12 protein-coding genes are annotated in these 12,383 nt (G+C 63.9%); 6 read left to right on the forward strand and 6 right to left on the reverse strand.

The genetic code is table 11. The annotated features are described in order from the left end of the window. The first annotated feature begins 118 nt into the window (after positions 1–118). The 3 genes from ACSQ1X_RS04460 (at position 119) to ACSQ1X_RS04470 (ending at position 4,693) form a co-directional block, all read left to right on the forward strand. Positions 119–2,350, forward strand: coding sequence for an McrB family protein (locus ACSQ1X_RS04460; RefSeq protein WP_436056788.1), 2,232 nt, complete (start codon positions 119–121; stop codon positions 2,348–2,350). An 85-nt stretch (positions 2,351–2,435) separates the two neighbouring features. Then, the gene (locus tag ACSQ1X_RS04465; protein WP_436056789.1) at positions 2,436–3,647 is read left to right on the forward strand and encodes an McrC family protein; all 1,212 of its coding nucleotides are present in this window, start codon (positions 2,436–2,438) and stop codon (positions 3,645–3,647) included. A gap of 404 nt (positions 3,648–4,051) precedes the next feature. Beyond that, a complete protein-coding gene (locus ACSQ1X_RS04470; protein ID WP_436056790.1) occupies positions 4,052–4,693 on the forward strand; it encodes a TetR/AcrR family transcriptional regulator in 642 nt (213 codons plus the stop codon). 50 nt (positions 4,694–4,743) lie between these two features. On the opposite strand, the gene ACSQ1X_RS04475 is transcribed toward ACSQ1X_RS04470, so the two are convergent. Continuing rightward, positions 4,744–6,411 carry a sensor histidine kinase gene (locus ACSQ1X_RS04475; RefSeq protein WP_436056791.1) on the reverse strand — a complete coding sequence of 556 codons (1,668 nt, stop codon included), beginning with the start codon at positions 6,409–6,411 and terminating at the stop codon, positions 4,744–4,746. A gap of 101 nt (positions 6,412–6,512) precedes the next feature. Here ACSQ1X_RS04475 and ACSQ1X_RS04480 point away from each other — a divergent pair, with 101 nt between their 5' ends. Next, the gene (locus tag ACSQ1X_RS04480; RefSeq protein WP_436056792.1) at positions 6,513–7,268 is read left to right on the forward strand and encodes a response regulator transcription factor; all 756 of its coding nucleotides are present in this window, start codon (positions 6,513–6,515) and stop codon (positions 7,266–7,268) included. Positions 7,269–7,330: 62 nt separating this feature from the next. Here ACSQ1X_RS04480 and ACSQ1X_RS04485 read toward each other — a convergent pair whose 3' ends face one another. Further along, positions 7,331–7,732, reverse strand: a complete 402-nt coding sequence (locus ACSQ1X_RS04485; protein WP_436056793.1) for an Hpt domain-containing protein — start codon at positions 7,730–7,732, stop codon at positions 7,331–7,333. A gap of 242 nt (positions 7,733–7,974) precedes the next feature. Between ACSQ1X_RS04485 and ACSQ1X_RS04490 the strand changes: the two genes are divergently transcribed. Next, positions 7,975–9,183 carry a glycoside hydrolase family 26 protein gene (locus ACSQ1X_RS04490; protein WP_436059258.1) on the forward strand — a complete coding sequence of 403 codons (1,209 nt, stop codon included), beginning with the start codon at positions 7,975–7,977 and terminating at the stop codon, positions 9,181–9,183. A gap of 30 nt (positions 9,184–9,213) precedes the next feature. On the opposite strand, the gene ACSQ1X_RS04495 is transcribed toward ACSQ1X_RS04490, so the two are convergent. From ACSQ1X_RS04495 to bioB, 4 genes are read right to left on the reverse strand one after another with little or no spacing between them, the layout of a single operon-like run. After that, positions 9,214–9,633 carry a very short patch repair endonuclease gene (locus tag ACSQ1X_RS04495; RefSeq protein WP_055797805.1) on the reverse strand — a complete coding sequence of 140 codons (420 nt, stop codon included), beginning with the start codon at positions 9,631–9,633 and terminating at the stop codon, positions 9,214–9,216. 26 nt (positions 9,634–9,659) lie between these two features. Beyond that, a complete protein-coding gene (locus tag ACSQ1X_RS04500) occupies positions 9,660–10,094 on the reverse strand; it encodes a pyridoxamine 5'-phosphate oxidase family protein (RefSeq protein WP_055797808.1) in 435 nt (144 codons plus the stop codon). 41 nt (positions 10,095–10,135) lie between these two features. Continuing rightward, positions 10,136–10,405 (reverse strand): hypothetical protein, encoded by a 270-nt coding sequence (bsaP, locus tag ACSQ1X_RS04505; protein WP_436056794.1) that lies wholly within the window; start codon positions 10,403–10,405, stop codon positions 10,136–10,138. After that, complete coding sequence (gene bioB / locus ACSQ1X_RS04510; protein ID WP_436056795.1) at positions 10,402–11,436, reverse strand: biotin synthase BioB; 1,035 nt, start codon at positions 11,434–11,436, stop codon at positions 10,402–10,404. The genes bsaP and bioB overlap by 4 nt, the downstream gene beginning before the upstream one ends. Before the next feature lie 293 nt (positions 11,437–11,729). Here bioB and ACSQ1X_RS04515 point away from each other — a divergent pair, with 293 nt between their 5' ends. Then, complete coding sequence (locus tag ACSQ1X_RS04515) at positions 11,730–12,383, forward strand: DUF6318 family protein (RefSeq protein WP_436056796.1); 654 nt, start codon at positions 11,730–11,732, stop codon at positions 12,381–12,383.

A 12,383-nucleotide genomic window follows, 5' to 3' on the forward strand; every position in this document is an offset into this window, starting at 1 on the left:
GAACCGGCAATTAAATCCGGGGCCATGTAAACATACATAATGACCAAAGCCTTACCGGTCAGTAACTTATGGCGCCCCGTGGTGCTGCCGTTCAGGTTAAGCCTGTAAATTTGAAGGCATGACCCCAACCGCGAAGCCTGCCATGACCCGCGCCCCCGGAATCTCCAAGGAGATCGAGGACGCGGCGTGGTTTGTCCTCGGGGCAGGCCTGCAGGGAAAGCCGTCAGCGCTGGACGGACGGACCCAGACGTGGACCACCGCAGCTGCCGCCGAACTGCTGGAACGGCTGGAGCGGGGCGTCGCGGATTCCAAGGCGCCCATGATGACCAACCTGCGGCAAAACCTCTCGGATGCCTCCCGCGCAGCCAAGCAGCTGGCGGTCGAGCTGCTGTTCCTCCAGTCGCTGCCGCTGGCGCACGAGGTCAAGTCGCTGAAGGTCAAACGTGCCCGCGTGGCCGAGGCGGCCTCCTGGCTGGAGCCGCCTCTGGAACTTCCGGACGAACTCTACGAGGGCATGACGGACCACGGCGTCATCCGCGACCGCACCGCCGAATTTAACTGGACCATCTGGGACCACCTGAAGTGGTTGTGCCGGTTTGTGCAGCATGTTGACCAGCAGTCCACGAATGCCGTGACCAAGGCGTTGAAGGACCCCCTCGCGTTCCATCAGCTCGCGTCGGGAACCCCGGATGACCAGCCGGCCATCCGCCGGAGCATCGAGTACCTGGCCTGGCCAAGCTACTTCGAGCCGGTGGTGGCGGACGTGGAGCGGCAGGAAATCCGGGACGCGTTCGCCTCCCTGGTGGGCGGCGCCAAGGGTGATAGCGAAGCCGAAATTACCGCAGACATCCACCGTATCCGCCTCTACCTCGACAAGCAGGCAGGCCAGCGCATCGACTGGTACGCCCGCCAGCTGGTGAGCCAGTGGCGCAAGGTGGGGGACCCGGGCCGCCGTGCCTGGCTCCTGCGCACGCACCATGACGTGAAGGACCTCCTGGCGGCGTGGCACGGGGAGGAGAAAGTGACGCTCGACGTCGAGCATCTGCGCCTCCTGGATGCCGGGGTCACCGCGGGCGTCGTGCAGCACGCCGTGGATGAGGACTACAAGCACCTGGGGTACGTGGAGCGCGAGGACAACAAGACCGCCGTATTTGCCTTCCTCACCGTCATGAAACCGGGCGACCTGGTCCTGTACCAGCACGCCGGCGCCGTCCGGCTGGGCGGGGTGCTGGGCGAGCCCGAACATAACGAGGACAACCGCCGGATGCGCCGCAAGGTCCGCTGGTTCGACGACGCGCACAGCACGGCGGACCTTCCGCGCCACGTCCAGCGCCAGCTGGCCACGCCCGGAGTCATCGTCGATGTCACCCGGGTAGTGCAGGCGCTGCAGGCGCTGCTGCCCGCCGAAGCGGAAGCGGAGGCCGACGACGCCGCTGAGCCGGCCGCCGTCGTCGAGCCCGTTCCGGAAGGGTTCCGCCCGCTGACGGAACAATTTGCCGCGTCCTTGCACATGGACCTGGAGCCGCTGCAGGAAATCGCCGAACTCCTGGAGGAGAACCGGCAGCTGGTTCTCTACGGCCCGCCCGGAACAGGCAAGACGTACCTTGCCAAGCACCTCGCGGCCGAACTTGCCGGGGACAGCACCGACGAGCGCGTCAAACTGGTGCAGTTCCACCCGTCGTATGCCTATGAGGACTTCTTTGAAGGCTTCCGCCCGGACAAAACGGACGAGGGGCAGGTGTCCTTCAAGTTGGTGGCCGGCCCACTGCGCCGCCTTGCGGAAGAGGCTGCCAAGCCCGGCAACGAGAACAAGCCCTACTTCCTGATCATCGATGAAATGAACCGTGCCAACCTGGCCAAGGTGTTCGGCGAGCTGTACTTCCTGCTTGAATACCGGGATGACCGGATATACCTGCAGTACAGCCCCAACGAGCCGTTCACGCTGCCGGACAACCTGTACATCATCGGGACCATGAACACCGCGGACCGGTCCATCGCCATGATGGACGCGGCCATCCGCCGGCGCTTCTCCTTCATCGAGCTGCATCCCAAGACCGAACCGGTGAAGGGGTCCTTGCTCCGCTTCCTGCAGGCCCGGAACCTGGACACCACCCCGGCACTCCTCCTCGACGCCCTCAACGACGCGATTGACGAGTGGGACCGCGACCTCATGATCGGGCCGTCGTACTTCATGAAGAAGGCCGCCCAGACTCCCTCCGGCCTGCGCCGGATCTGGAAATACGAGCTCATGCCGCTCCTTGAAGAGCACTACCATGGCCAGCTGAACCGGGCACAGCTGCAGGAGCGCTTCGGACTGGAGCAGCTGCTGGGCCGCCTTGCGTCCCGCTAACGAATTGCTGCCGGCAAAGGGCTTGAGGCCCGCCGTCACCGTTCCGCCGCCGCCGGCGAGGCCGCCTTCCAGTGCCGGCAAGGCCGTGCGCCACATTGTCCTGGACGAGTTGTCCGGCGGTGTGGTGGACAAGCTTGACGCCGCCAGTGCGGCGTTCCTGAACGCCAGCGGCTTGGCCAAGGCGTCCCCCATGGGCATGGGCCTGTTCAGGATCGAGCCGGTAGGCATGGTGGGCTCCGTGCGGACACCCACGGTGCAGCTGGAAGTGCGGCCCAAGGACCGGCTGGGCCTCAGCCGGTTGCTGTTCCTTCTCAGCTATGCCGGGAACCAGGGCTTCCGCGACGACCCCGTGGCCGCCGTCGAAGACTCGGACCTGTGGAGCGCGCTGGCCGAATCGCTGGCACAGCTGGCGGACAGGGCCTTGAGCCGCGGCGTCCTGCAGGGCTACCTCACCGTGGACGAATCGCTGCGGACCGTGAAAGGCAGGATCCGGATCTCGGACCAGATCTCGCGCCGCCCCGGAATGCTGGTGCCGCTGGAAGTCTCCTATGACGAATTCACCGAAGACATCGCCGAGAACCGCATCCTGCGGGCCGCCCTGGAGCGCATGGCCCAGGTTCCGCGCGTGCGGCCTGACGTCCAGAGCCGCCTGCGGCAGCTGAAAGGTAAGCTCGACGCTGTCACGCGGCTTCAGTCCGGAGCGCCGCTGCCGCCGTGGCAGGCCACGAGAATGAACGCCCGGTACCATGCGGTGCTCCGCCTCTCCGAAGTGATCCTGCGCAACGCCTCAGCCGAAGCCGGCGACGGAAAGCAACAGACGGCGTCGTTTGTCGTGGACATGGGCCAGGTCTTCGAAGACTTTGTGGGCACTGCCCTTCGCGAAGCCATGGCCGCATATCCCGGCGAGATGCGGCTGCAGTACAACGCACTGCTGAACGAGGCAGTGCGCGACTCCGACCGGCTCACGGTGAATCCGGACGCCGTCCACCTCCTGGGCGGCCGCCCCGTGGTGGTCTACGACACAAAGTATCGGGCGGCTACGGACCAGGGCGCGTCATTGTCCGCGGACCACTTTCAGATGCTGGCCTACTGCACGGCCCTACGCGTCCCCACTGCCTGGCTTGTGTACGCAGGCTCGGGGGAAATGAAACTCCGCCGCATCCTTCACACGGACATCGACGTGGTGGAGTACCCGCTTGATCTGTCCCTGCCGCCGTCGGACATCCTGGCAGCTGTTGCTGACCTGGCACAGCAGTCCTGGGGCGAAGTGGTGCGGCAGGCAGGACTTAATCAATGATTACGGGCGCGGATCGGCCCGGCATTGACATGAGGTGCATGAGCAAGGCCCTCTCAGGGTTGCCTCGGTTTTTGTTGAGGCAACGGCGCAGCTGATTGCGGATTTCCGACCCTTCGGGATCATTGTCCATCAGGATTGCATTAATGATTTCCCACGACTGGTGGCGAATCGGCTCAAGATTCACGCGCCCGCGGACGGGCCCCCCAACGGCATGGATCCCGGACCGCGCCTGCCACGGATTCCCCTGATGGGACTCTGCGGCTGACAGCAATTTCTTCGGCATCTCTTACCCTCCTGTGGCACAAGCGCTCTGGCTCAAACGCTGGGAATTCGACCGACCGGAATGTAGAGAATTTTATCTCAGACAGACAAGTCTGTCTCCCCTTTGAGCTAGACTATTTGTAATGAACCCCACGCCAGACCCCGCAGTGATTCAGCCTGCACCGGTACAGCCTGCCCCGGTGGGCGAGGTTGCGATTGGTGCTGCCGACGCGAGGCAACGGATCGTTGATACGGCGTACCAGCTGTTCGCGCGCCGGGGTATCCGCGATGTGGGCGTCAACGAGCTAATCAGCAGCGCCGGCGTGGCCAAGGCAACCTTCTACCGGCACTTTGCCTCCAAGGATGAGCTGGTGCTTGCCTTCCTGGAGCAGCGCGACCGCGTCTGGACCGTGGACATGATCGTCGCCGACGCGCGCCGCCGCGGCAGCACGCCCGCCGAGCAGCTGCTTGCCATCTTCGACGTCTTCGGCGACTGGTTCCGGCGCGACGATTTCGAGGCGTGCTCCTTCATTAACATCCTGCTGGAAATGGGCGCGAACCATCCGCTGGGGCGGGCAAGCATTGACTACCTCGCCAGGATCCGAGGCCACGTCCAGCAGCTCGCCGAGGAGGCGGGACTCCGCGACACCGAGGATTTCTCCCGCTCGTGGCACATCCTCATGAAGGGGTCCATCATCTCCGCCACGGAAGGCGATACCGGCGCCGCCAAACGTGCGCAGGCGATGGCCCGGACGTTGATTGAGCAGTACCGGCCACAAGCCTGACCGCGGCCCGCAGGCTGACCGTGGGCGTGCCTCTGCCGGCGTGCCGGACGCTAAACCGGCACCCTAACTGTGAACGTGGTTCCTTCTCCCAGTGCGCTGCGAAGCTGGATGGTCCCGCCGTGCGCTTCAACAATCGCTTTGCTGATGGGCAGGCCCAGCCCCACTCCCGGGATCGAAGTGTTCCGCACGTTGCTGGTCCGGAAGAATTTCGTAAACACCTCCGCCTGATCCTTGTCGCTCATGCCCATGCCCGTATCGGTTACCTCGCACACCAGTTCCGGTCCCTCTGAGTCCAGCGACACCACAACGTCGCCGCCGTTTGGCGAGTACTTGATTGCGTTGGACACGAGGTTATCCAGTACCTGCGACATGCGCCCGGAATCCACGTGGGCCTCGAGTCGTTCAGGAGCGGCGGCACGGAGCCGCACCTTCGCTGCGGCGGCGCGGGGGAGCGCAGCACTAATGCTCGCCCGTACGAGTTCCGCCACGTTTACCGCCTGCGGGCTGACGATGAGCTGCCCGCTCCGGCTGGCTAGCAGGTCCGACACCAGCCCGAGCAGCCGCTCGGAGTTCCGCCGGATGATCATGAGCGCGTCACGGTGTGTAGCGCCCACGCCGTCATGATCGTCCAGCAGCAGTTCCACGTAGCCCAGGATCGAGGTTAGCGGAGTGCGGAATTCGTGGGAAACATTGGCCACGAAGTCGTCCTTGGCGGCCAGGGCGTTGACCAGGTCGGTGACGTCGCTGAACACAACCACCGAGCCGGCGAAGGCGCCGTCCTGGTCCCGCATGGCGCGGGCGCTGGTGGTGATGGCACGCTGGTCACTGCCGCTGCCAAGCCACACCAGATTGTCCGTGAAACTTTCGCCCATCACCGCGCGGCGGACCGGCCGTTGTTCGACCGGGACGGTGGTGGTCCGGTCCGCTTGGAACACCAGGAGCTGGGATTCGTTGGGGTCGCTGTTTCCCGCCGGCGTAGCGAGCCGGTGGTTTTCCCGTTGTTTGCGGTTCATCAGGATGTCGTGCCCGGCGGCATCGACGGCCAGGACGCCCATATGCACGGTTTCCAGCACAGAATTCAGCAGTTCCTCCTGCCGTTTGCTCTCCTTGAGCGTGACCCGCAGCTGAGCGTCCTTCTCTTCCAGGTCCCGTTGCTGCCGGACCATGCTGAGCGTCAAAACGCTCACTGATACGCCGATCCCCAACATCATCACCGGCAGCAGCAGCGTCCGGGCCAGGTCCTGCCCGGTGACGTCGCCGCGAAGGAACAACGGCACCCAGATAATGCCCAGGGGGCCGAGGAAAGAAACCAGGAGGGAAGTCCTGGGGTACAGCCCTGAGGCACACAGCCAGATGACGGGAAAGACGGCCAGCAGGCTGATACCCGTCAGGCTCTCCTGCCCGCCCTCCCTGCCCAGCGCGATCGAGATGAAGTCAAGGATGGGAATGATCAGGAAGCTGGTGAACGGCAACCTCTCCCAAGGCGTGAAGTAGCACAGTGCCAGGATCAGGACCTGCGTGGCCAGGAACGCGAGGAACAAGGGATTACCCAGCGTGACCGGAAAAAACAACATCATCAGAACGGCCGTAAGCGCTGCCGTGATGGACAGCGGCATCTGGCTCAAGGTGACCCGTCCCCGCAGCGAGTACTCGTGAAACGGCCGGCGGAAGAAGAGAATCCGGCCCGACTTGATGTCCCAGGTGAGGTTGCCGCTCATGGCCGGCTGAATTTCGACGTGCGGTTTACTGGACGCATACCCCCACGATATCCGGCGAGCGCTATACTTCTGACGGTATCGAGCGGACTGAGGGGGCTGCGATGAGTGAATCACGTGTGGGTCTGGTAATCGAGGACGATCACGACATCCGTGAACTGGTGCGGGTTGTGCTTGTCCAGGCCGGGTTCGATGTCCAAGTGGCCAGTAGCGGGGCTGCCGGCGTGGTTGCTGCCAAGGAACTTAATCCGGCAGTCATCACCTTGGACCTGGGCCTCCCTGATATCGACGGCTTTGAAGTCGCGCGCCAGATCAGGGAGTTTTCCGACGCGTATATTGTGATGCTGACCGCCCGCGCCGAGGAATTGGACACCCTCATCGGGCTGGAATCGGGGGCGGACGACTACTTGACGAAGCCCTTCCGTCCCCGCGAACTGCGCGCGCGAGTCGCCGCCATGATGCGCCGTCCGCGTTCGACGTCGGACTCCTCCTCCGGGGGCAACGCACCTGCCGTCGTCGCCGGCAACGGCCGGACGCTGACGCACAACGGGCTCGAGTTCAGCTACGAAGCACGGACCGTGAGCGTGGACGGACGCGAATTGCACCTGACACGCACCGAGTTCGACCTGCTGCACGCCCTCCTCGAGGCGGGCCGCATGGTGCGCACCAAATCCGAACTGGTGAAGCGGCTGCGCGACGAACCGTACGATGTCGGGGGCTACATCTCCGAGGCGGACGAGCGGTCCGTGGAAGTGCACATGGGCAACCTACGCAAGAAGCTGGGCGATAGCCCGCAGAACCCCCGCTGGCTGCAGACTGTGCGCGGTGTGGGTTACCGGCTGGCTCCTGCCGAACGCTGAAACCCGGAGCTGAATCCGGGGGGCCTGGCTTGGTGGCGCCGCGGAGGGCTATTGGGCTGGGGCTAGGCCGCTGCGGCCGCCGAGAGGCCGGCCACGGTCTGGTCGGTGCACGCGTCCATGCTTTCCAGGAGCGCGAGCTGAATCCGTGGCGGCTGCGCTGGCACGGCTTCCGGATGGGATTCCAAATGCTTCAGGATGGTTTCGAGCTCATCCGCGAGCCTGCTCAGGTACGCCGCCCCCACCATCATGCTGGAGGTCTTCACGCTCAGCACCGCATCCATGGCTGCGTCGACGTCCATGGCCTCCACAGCGTGGCGGAGCCGGTCTAGCCGTCGGGGTAATTGCTGGATGTAGCTATTCACGAACACTGTGCAGTACTCGGCGTCGGGCTCAAGCTCACAGCGGAGTGTTTGCAGCACGGAGGGGTCCACGTACGGCTGGCCGGCGCCATCCCGTCCATCCATTGGACACCCCTTCCCTTGGGCCTGCACAACCGGGATAACGGGTGCGGACACATCCTTGCCTCTTTTACAGTAGGGCTCCCACGGAGGTGGAATGCGCTTTCCGGAAAAATTTGCGCCAATCTTGATCGGGGAAGGCCGGTTGAGCTTTAGGATCGGGAGAAGTGTCTGCCGGCACTGAACTGACCTGTGGCTTCTCAGGCCACCAGCTGATTGCGGGGACCGCTGTGTTCAGGATCGTGAAAATGCTTGTTTCGGGGCTGGTGATGGGACTGGGCCTCAGCCTTGTGGCCATCCAGCCCGTCCAGGCAGCGCCGGCTGCGGCCCAGGTGTACCTGAATCCGAATACCGGGCCCGTCGGCTCGGCGGTGACAGTCAGCGGAACCGGGTTCAAGGCGTCCACCACGGGAACCGTGATAGTCGGCTCCACCACGTTTTCGTTCAAGACTGCGGCATCCGGTACCTTCAGCGCCTCAATCACCATCCCCGCGGCGGTTGCCGGACCGTTGACCATCACCGCGAAAACCTCCTCCATTAAGTCCTCTTCCGTGTTTACCGTGACTTCTTCCGCCCCCGCGATCCCTCCGATCAGCACGGCGGCGCTCCGCTTTGGGGCGGCCACGCCGGGCGGCCCTCTGGCTGGTGCCGAACTGGATGAAGTGGCGCGGATTTCGGGGGAGAGTCCGTCCACCGTGCTGTTCTACGAGGACTTCCAGCAGCCCCCGCCCCTCGCGGAGATGAATGCAGTGCGGGCACGCGGAGCCGTCCCCTTGATCACGTGGGAACCCTGGGCGTGGGGCGGCGGCCTGACGCAGCCTGCGTACGCCCTGGACAGGATCGCCGCGGGCGACTTTGATGCCTACATAACGCAGTGGGGGCAGGCGCTGGCGTCCTGGGGCCAGCCGGTCCAGCTCCGGTTCGCCCACGAGATGAACGGCAACTGGTACCCGTGGGCGGAGGGTGTGAACGGCAACCAGCCCGGCGACTACGTACAGGCGTGGCGGCATGTGCACGACGTCGTTGCAGCAACCGGCGCCAGCAATGTGGCCTGGGTTTGGAGCCCGAACGTTCCGTATTTTGGTTCCACTGACCTTGCCGGGCTGTTCCCGGGCGCCGCCTACTTGAACGTTGTTGCCCTCGACGGATATAACTGGGGAACCTCGGCGTCGTGGAGCAGTTGGATGTCGCCGCAGGATTTATTTGCGCCCGGCATAGCCCAATTGCGGACACTTGCGCCCGGGCTCCCGATTCTGATCGCCGAGACCGCGTCTGCCGAGGCCGGCGGTTCCAAAGCGCAGTGGAATACGGATCTGGTGAGCTACCTTGCAGCCCAGCCGGACGTGGTGGGCTTCGTCTGGTTCCATCTGCAGAAGGAAACGGACTGGCGCATCAACAGCAGTGACACGTCGGCGGCAGCGTTCAACGCTGCATTGGCGGCCCGCCGCGCATCGTAGTCCGGTTGCTGGGGCGGAGTACGGCCCGCGTCAGGCGAGGAACTGCTCCAGCTGTTCTTCCAAGGCAGAGGCGTCCTTGAGCTCGCACTCCCAAACAGTGAGTACTTTCCAGCCGGAAGCTTCCAGGAGCCGGCGCTGTTCGGCGTCGCGGTTCCTGGTGCGGGTTCGTTTCGCCTCCCAGAACTCCGCGTTTGCCTTGGGAGCGTGCTGTCCGGCCTTGCAGTCGTGGAAATGCCAGAAGCAGCCGTTGACGAAGATGACCTTGTGCCGTCCCGCGAACACCAGATCAGGATTGCCCGGGAGTTTGCCGCCGCGGGCGCTGCCGTGCAACCGGTAGCGGTAGCCCTTGGCATGCAGCAGGCTCCGCACGAGCAGCTCCGGCTTGGTGTTCTTGCCCCGGATCCTGGACATGTTCCAGCTGCGCCGTTCGGGAGTCAGCTGGTCAGCCATGAATTAAGTCTAGGCGGCCGCAGTCCCTAGATTTCGCGCTCCGGATGTTCCCCGAACTGGAAGTGCCGTCCGCTGACGGAAACCGGTTCGATCTCGACGTAGAAGTCCTTCAGCGTGGGCACCCAGGGCTTCAAACCGAGCGATTCCGCCACCGCGATGTCGGCTGACTGGTCGAGGACCCGCGCTGTTCCGCGAAGCACCACGGACCAGGCCTCATCTGACATGATGCCGTCTGTCTCAAAGAGGACTTTAGCGTTGATGGTCAGCTCTGCAAGCTTGTTTCCCGGAGCTGTCCGGAGATACAGCTTGCGGTTGCCCACGGCGTAGTTGACCGGGAAGATATCCGGTTCGCCGCTCACAGTCACGACCAGCCGGCCGTGTTTGGTGCCCTCCAGGAGCTTCCACGACTGGTCATCGTCAAGGTTCAGAATGGGTTTGCCGTCTTCGTGTGTGAACATCATGAGCCTTATTGTTCAGCCGGCGGCGGGCAAAGGCCAGTGTCTTAAGGACGCATTCTCGTTTCGGTGACACCGTGGCGGGAGCATTCGGCGCTCCAGCCGAGCGGTGTCACCTGGACCTTCATGCGGCGCCGGCAGGCGGCGCAGTAGCGCGGCGGCTCCAGCGTGAGTTGCTCGCCGCAGCGGAGGTGAACGCCCGACGGCGGACCGTCACCGCCGTCGGACGGCTCGCCGCAGTGGCCGCAAAACTTAGCGGTGGCTGCGTCTGCCGGGTTGCCGGCGGTTGAGCGGCCGGCGGATGAAACCCTGTTCATAGTGTCTTCTGGAGTTCCTTGATGGGCATGTTCAGCTCGACCAGCAGGTTGAGGTCGGCGGTGGCGGGGCGGCCCAGGGTGGTGAGGTAGTTGCCGACGATGACGGCGTTGATACCGCCCAGGAGGCCTTCGCGGGTGCCGAGGTCGCCGAGGGTGAGTTCCCGGCCGCCGGCGTAGCGCAGCACGGTGCGGGGCATGGCGAGGCGGAACGCCGCGATGGCCCGCAGGGCGTCCTTGCCGTCCATGATGCCCTGGTTTTCGAGCGGGGTGCCGGGGCGCGGGTTGAGGAAGTTCAGGGGGACTTCGTGGGGTTCGAGGGCGGCGAGCTGGGCGGCGAGTTCGGCGCGCTGTTCCAGGGTTTCGCCCATGCCGATGAGGGCACCGCAGCACAGTTCCATGCCGGCGGCCTTGACCATGGTGCAGGTCTCCAGGCGTTCTTCGTAACTGTGGGTGGTGACGACTTCGGGGAAGTAGCTGCGGGCTGTTTCGAGGTTGTGGTTGTAGCGGTGCACGCCCCACTCAGCGAGCTGGTCCACCTGGCGCTGGGTGAGCATGCCCAGGGAACAGGCGATGTTGATGTCCACGGCTTCGTTGATGCGGTCGATCGCGAACTTGATCTGGTTCATGAGCTTGATGTCGGGGCCGCGGACGGCGGCGACGATGCAGAACTCGGTGGCTCCGGTGGCGGCCGTTTCCTTGGCGGCCTTGACGAGTTCCGGGATGTCGAGCCAGACGCCTCTTACCGGGCTGTCAAAGAGGCCGGACTGGCTGCAGAAGTGGCAGTCCTCGGGGCAGCCGCCGGTCTTGATCGAGATGATGCCCTCGACTTCGACATCCTCGCCGCAGTGCTTCAGGCGCACCTCGTGGGCCAGTTGAAGGGCGGCGGGAAGCGCTGCGTCCGGGAGGCGGAGGACTTCCTCGAGCTGCGCCTGGGTCAGGCCGATGCCGTCTTCGAGGACCTGCTCGCGGGCGGTTTCCAGGATGTTGTCGCCTGTTGCGTCGCTGGTAGGAACGGCTGCCTGAATCGTCATTGATGGGTCCTTCTCGCTGGGCGGCTGGTCGCCTCTGACGCTAGTTTGGCTTTTTGTTGGCTTTTTTGTGGGAATTCAACAAAGAGTAGGCGCCGAACTTGGGCAGCAGTTTTTGGCGTTGACCGGACGGTGCGACTTTCTACCAGACTTCCTACCTGAATCCGTGAGTGATACAGCCGGAGGCTGTGGATAACTTTGGGCATCAAAGTGTGACCTCAGTTACCCTTTAACCATCGTCCGGATTTATTGCGGGCGGCTCGGACGTCTTGAAACTATCGGGGGAATAGCTGCCCATGACATCTCGTACTTTGCCTTTCGCACGGTTGCGCTATTCCGCAGCTGCAGTTTTCGTCGCTTCTGTCCTGGTGCTTACCGCATGCAATGGCGGCAGCAATACGCCGGGGAATGGCGGACCTTCGGAGTCTGCGTCTGCCTCGGCTTCTGCCACGTCCACGCCAAGCCCGACGCCGACAGCGTCCGCCGCGTACAAACCGGCCGACGCCAAGGGAAAAGCCCAGAATGTTCCCGTTCCGGTGCTGCCTGAGGCCGCGAAGGCGGAGACGAAGGAGGGGCTGGAGGCATTTGCAGCCTATTGGTACTCAACACTTAGCTACGCCTACGAAACCGGCGACACGTCCCTTGTGAAGAGTGCCAGCGGGCCCGAATGTGTTTTCTGCAATGGTCTTGCGGGTGGAGTTGAGAGCGCATGGCGAGATGGTAGGTGGGTTGAAGGCGGAACCATTGAAACTCCGTCGATAACGGTTCAGTTCTCTCCAGGTCCCGCATCCCAGGCAACAATTCAGGTGCTTCAGAAGCAAATTGGTATTCGCAAGCCGGATGGCAGTCTTTATCAGGAACCTACGAAGGCCACGAACACCGCAAGCCAGGCGACGGCGGCGTACGGTGCAAAAGGGTGGATCATCAGCGACCTCGGGCTGATTCGGTAA

This window comes from Arthrobacter sp. LjRoot78, assembly GCF_964254335.1.
Taxonomy (GTDB): Bacteria; Actinomycetota; Actinomycetes; order Actinomycetales; family Micrococcaceae; genus Arthrobacter.

Coding starts and splice junctions, on each gene's coding strand:
- ACSQ1X_RS04460 (WP_436056788.1), top strand. CDS start 119: ATGACCCCAACCGCGAAGCCTGCCATGACCCGCGCCCCCGGAATCTCC.
- ACSQ1X_RS04490 (WP_436059258.1), top strand. CDS start 7,975: ATGCTTGTTTCGGGGCTGGTGATGGGACTGGGCCTCAGCCTTGTGGCC.
- ACSQ1X_RS04495 (WP_055797805.1), bottom strand. CDS start 9,633: ATGGCTGACCAGCTGACTCCCGAACGGCGCAGCTGGAACATGTCCAGG.
- ACSQ1X_RS04500 (WP_055797808.1), bottom strand. CDS start 10,094: ATGATGTTCACACACGAAGACGGCAAACCCATTCTGAACCTTGACGAT.
- ACSQ1X_RS04515 (WP_436056796.1), top strand. CDS start 11,730: ATGACATCTCGTACTTTGCCTTTCGCACGGTTGCGCTATTCCGCAGCT.
- ACSQ1X_RS04485 (WP_436056793.1), bottom strand. CDS start 7,732: ATGGATGGACGGGATGGCGCCGGCCAGCCGTACGTGGACCCCTCCGTG.
- bsaP (WP_436056794.1), bottom strand. CDS start 10,405: ATGAACAGGGTTTCATCCGCCGGCCGCTCAACCGCCGGCAACCCGGCA.
- bioB (WP_436056795.1), bottom strand. CDS start 11,436: ATGACGATTCAGGCAGCCGTTCCTACCAGCGACGCAACAGGCGACAAC.
- ACSQ1X_RS04470 (WP_436056790.1), top strand. CDS start 4,052: ATGAACCCCACGCCAGACCCCGCAGTGATTCAGCCTGCACCGGTACAG.
- ACSQ1X_RS04475 (WP_436056791.1), bottom strand. CDS start 6,411: ATGAGCGGCAACCTCACCTGGGACATCAAGTCGGGCCGGATTCTCTTC.
- ACSQ1X_RS04480 (WP_436056792.1), top strand. CDS start 6,513: ATGAGTGAATCACGTGTGGGTCTGGTAATCGAGGACGATCACGACATC.